Origin of the sequence: Microbacterium sp. (assembly GCF_036566905.1) — a bacterium.
Classification (GTDB): Bacteria; Actinomycetota; Actinomycetes; order Actinomycetales; family Microbacteriaceae; genus Microbacterium.
The window spans coordinates 1-4,356 of the sequence record NZ_DATCVK010000053.1 but is presented as its reverse complement, the minus strand read 5'-3'; the positions used below and the strand labels follow the sequence as shown (position 1 = coordinate 4,356).

The window sequence follows — 4,356 nt, the reverse complement described above, 5'->3', positions numbered from 1 at the left end:
TGAACACCGCTCGCCCTCCGCCCGCCGCGACGATGCCGGTGAGCATCGTCGCGTCGTCGGCGAGGTCGGCGTTGACGATGTCGCCGGTGTGGATCAGCTCGCGCAGCTCGCGATAGAGCGCGGCCCAGGCGGTGATGGTGTGCAGGTCCTCGGCGCTCGACACCGTCAGGTCGGTCTCGATGCCGGCGTGGGCGGTGAGGGCGACGGCGAGCCGGAACGACAGGTCGGTCTCGCGCGAGGTGGTGTGGGAGCGGCGCGCGCCGAGGTGCGAGCCGATGAGCTCGGGCGGCACCAGCAGGCGCGTCCAGCGCTCGATACGCGCGCGCTCGACGGGGTCGTTGCAGTCCGACGCCCACACCCGGTCGGTGCGGTCGAGGATGCCGAGGTCGACGCGGCCGCCTCCGCCCGAGCACGTCTCGATCTCGAGGCGCGGGTGACGGGTGCGCAGCTCGTCGAGCAGCCGGTACAGGGCGAGCGTCTGCTCGTGCACGAGGGGCCGGTCGCCGCCGTCGCGGCGCGCGACGGGCTCGACGAGGTCGCGGTTGTGGTCCCACTTGAGGTAGTCGATGTCGTACTCGGCGACCAGCGCGCTGATGCGCTCGAGCACCAGTGCGTAGGCGTCGGGATTGGCGATGTCGAGGACATGCTGGCTGCGGGCGGTGGCTCCCGCACCTTGGCCCGGGGCGAGCACCCAGTCCGGGTGGTCGCGGGCGAGGTCGGAGTCGGGGCTGATCATCTCGGGCTCGAACCACAGGCCGAACTGCATGCCGCGCTCGCGCACGGCGTCGACGAACGGCCCCAGCCCGTCGGGCCACACCCGCTCGTCGACGAGCCAGTCGCCGAGCCCGGCATTCGCGTCGCGGCGGCCGCGGAACCACCCGTCGTCGAGCACGATCCGCTCGACGCCGACCTCGGCGGCGCGGTCGGCGATCTCGACGAGGCGGTCGAGGTCGTGGTCGAAGTAGACCGCCTCCCAGGTGTTGAGCACCAGCGGGCGGGGCGTCGCGGGGTGACCGCGGCGAGCGCGTAGCCGGCGGTGGAACCGGGCCGAGAGCCCGTCGAGCCCGCGGTCCGACCACGTGAAGAGCACGGTCGGGGCGTCGTAGCGCTCACCGGGCTGCAGCACCACCTCGCCCGAGCGCAGCAGCTCTCCGGCGCCGATGACGCGGGACTGCGCCCCTGCGCCCTCGGGAAGCCGCTCGGCGAGGTACTCGCCGTCGCCGCTCCAGGCGAGGTGGACGCCCCACAGCTCGCCGTGTGCGAAGCCGAAGGCGGGCGTGCCCGCGACCAGCAGGAACGGCGTGTCGTGGCCGGGCTTTCCGCGGCGCGCGCGGCGGGCGTGCGTGCCGAACGAGAACGGCAGCCGCTGCGGCGCACGCTCGCGGCACCACTTGCCGGTGAAGTCAAGGAGCTCTCCCGCGCGGTCCGGCACGGGCACGAGCGCGCGAAGCCCGTCGACCAGATACGCGGATGCCGCCTCCGCGGGGTTCTCCACCGACAGGTCGACCGACAGTACGCCCGCGGCATCCAACCGGTAGGTCAGGCGGGCGCGGGTGCCGGCGACGTCGTCGTCGAAGCGGAGCGCGATGCGTCCGCCGCCGTCGGGTGCGGTCTCCATGTCCGCGTCCACGAGCCGTGGGCGCGGGGTGGTGGCGGTGCCGCCGCGGTGACCGGCCTGCGCGGGCGTCCCTGCCCAGCCGTCCTGCTCCGTCGGCCACACCGAGAAGAGGCGCGGGACGTCGGGCGAGTTGTTGAGCACGGCGGGCACGGATGTCGCACGCAGCGCGTCGATCCCCCGCGCGTCCAGGGCGCCGAGATCGGCGCCCCAGTGCAGCACGCGGGGCATGGCGCCCGCGAGATCCACGACCAGCGCAGCCCCTGCCGCTCGCAGCGTATGGACGGCTGCCGGCACGGCTTTCGTGCCCGGCAACGTCTGGACGGCGCCTTCACCGTTGACCATTCGAACTCCTCCATCGAGTTTCTTGACATCGGTAATTAATCACGTTTACGCTGGCGTCGCAAGCAAAGATCCGAGGTCTGCAGGCGAGGTCGCCGCGGACACTCGCGATCTCGGACACCGACGACCGAGGATCGAGATGAGCGACACCCTGCGACTGTCGTGGAGCGCACCCGCCGATCGGTGGGAGGAGGCCGCACCTCTGGGCAACGGCCGCATCGGCGCCATGGCGTTCGGCGGTGCGGACGGACGATACGCGCTCAACGACGCCACCGTCTGGTCGGGAACCCCCGACGGCCCCGCCGCGGCGCTCCGTGAGGTGCTCGCCGGCGGCGCCGGACCCGAGCGGCTCGCGGAGATCCGTACCGCGCTCGACGCCGGCGACGTCCGCACCGCCGAAGCGCTGCTCATGTCGTTCGAGGGCCCCTACTCGCAGGAGTTCCTGCCGCTGGGCGACCTCACGGTCGAGATCGCCGGCGCGACCGCTGTGACCCCCGCGCGCATCCTCGACCTCGATGAGGCTGTGCTGATCGAGGCGCTGCAGGTTCCCGGGGGCACCGTCCACCGGCGCTCCTGGGTATCGGCGCCCGCACAGGCGCTGATCGTGGAGCTCACCGCGGACGTCGAGTTCGCGGCATCCGTCTCTCTCACGACGCCCCTCCGCGGCGCCGCGAACGGTCTCGGTCTCGATATCGAGATCCCCGTCGACGGCGCCCCTCTGCACGAGACCTCGGTCGAGCCGCCCCTGCGGTACGCCGAGGCCGACACCGACTTCGACGCCTTCGCGGCCGTCGCGGTCGCGCTGGACACCGACGGTTTCGTGGATGCCGCGCCTGCACGCGCGGCCGTCCACGGGGCTCGCCGGCTGCTGATCGCCCTCTCCACATCGTCCCGCGCCGAGTTTTGGTGGGCCGACGCGGACGGGGAGTGGCGGACCGCCTCCCGCGAGGCGATCCGGGACCGCGCCATGCAGCGCGCGGAGGCCGCGGCACACCGCGCGCCGTCCGCGCTGCTCGCCGAGCACATCGCCGATCGTCGGCGCCACGCTCGGGCACGGTTCGCGATCGGCGGTCGACGGGAGGGCACGTGGAACATCGACCGCGACCTCCTCCACGGCGAGGACGCGCAGCTGAAGGCGACGGTCGCCGCCGAGTTCGGGGCGTATCTGCTCGCCTCGTCGTCTCGGGCGGGTGGGCCGCCCGCGAACCTGCAGGGCATCTGGAACGACCAGCTGCGTCCCGCATGGTCGTCCAACTACACGATCAACATCAACACGCAGATGAACTACTGGGCAGCGCCCGTGCTCGGCCTCGATGACGCGTTCGAGCCGCTGCTCGCACTCGTCGAGCGTCTGGCCCGCACCGGTGCCGACGCCGCGCGCGAGCTGTACGGCGCCCGGGGCTGGGTGGCGCACCACAACTCGGACGTGTGGGGCTGGAGCCTTCCCGTCGGCGGCGGCCACGGCGCGCCCAGCTGGGCGATCTGGATGATGGGCGGCGTGTGGCTCACCCACAACCTGTGGGACGCGTACGAGTTCGGCGGTGACCTCGACCTGCTCCGCTCGCGGATCTGGCCGGTCATGCGCGGAGCCGTCGAGTTCTGCCTCGACTGGCTGGTGCCCGGGCCCGACGGGATGCTGCGCACCTCGCCGTCGACGGCGCCCGAGAACTCCTTCATCGGACCCGACGGCGGGTCCACCGCGATCGGGCTGACGGCGGCATCCGACGTCTTCCTCATCCGGGCGCTCTTCGAGCGCGCGCTCACCGCCATCGCGGCGCTCGGTGTCGACGACCCGCTCACGGCCGAGATCGACCGCGCCCTGGCCGCGCTCGCCCCGGTCGGCATCCGCTCCGACGGCCGGCTGAGCGAATGGTCGGCCGAGGTGGTCGAGGTCGAACCGCTGCACCGGCACCTCTCGCCCCTGGTCGGCATGTATCCGCTCGACACGCTCACGCCGGACCGCGATGCCGAGCTCTTCGACGCCGGCGTCCGCCTGCTCGACGCGCGCGGCTCCGGAGCGATGGGCTGGTCGTGGGCGTGGAAGATCGCGCTGCGCGCGCGCATCGGCGACGGCGATGCCGCCGCCGCGCTCCTGGACGAGGCGCTCGCCCCGTTCGAAGGCGACGCGACCCGCCACGGACCGGTCGACGGCTCGGAGTGGGGAGGACTGCTGCCCAACCTCTTCAGCACCCACCCGCCGTTTCAGATCGACGGCAATCTCGGCTTCCCCGCCGGCATCGCCGAGCTGCTGGTGCAGAGCCACGGCGGCGTCGTGCGGCTGCTGCCCGCCCTGCCGTCCACCTGGACCGACGGCGACGCGCAGGGCCTCGGCGCTCGGACCGGCCTCGTGGTCGACCTGGCGTGGCGCGACGGTGCGCCGGCGTCGGCGACGCTGCGCA

General features: G+C 73.0%; 2 protein-coding genes. One reads left to right on the top strand and one right to left on the bottom strand.

Annotation, left to right across the window (positions count from 1 at the left end; all coding sequences use genetic code 11):
- The coding region (locus tag VIP82_RS04710) for an alpha-galactosidase (protein ID WP_331906159.1) at positions 1-1,960 on the bottom strand (1,960 nt) is incomplete at its 3' end.
- A gap of 136 nt (positions 1,961-2,096) precedes the next feature.
- Here VIP82_RS04710 and VIP82_RS04705 point away from each other — a divergent pair.
- The coding region (locus VIP82_RS04705) for a glycosyl hydrolase family 95 catalytic domain-containing protein (protein WP_331906157.1) at positions 2,097-4,356 on the top strand (2,260 nt) is incomplete at its 3' end.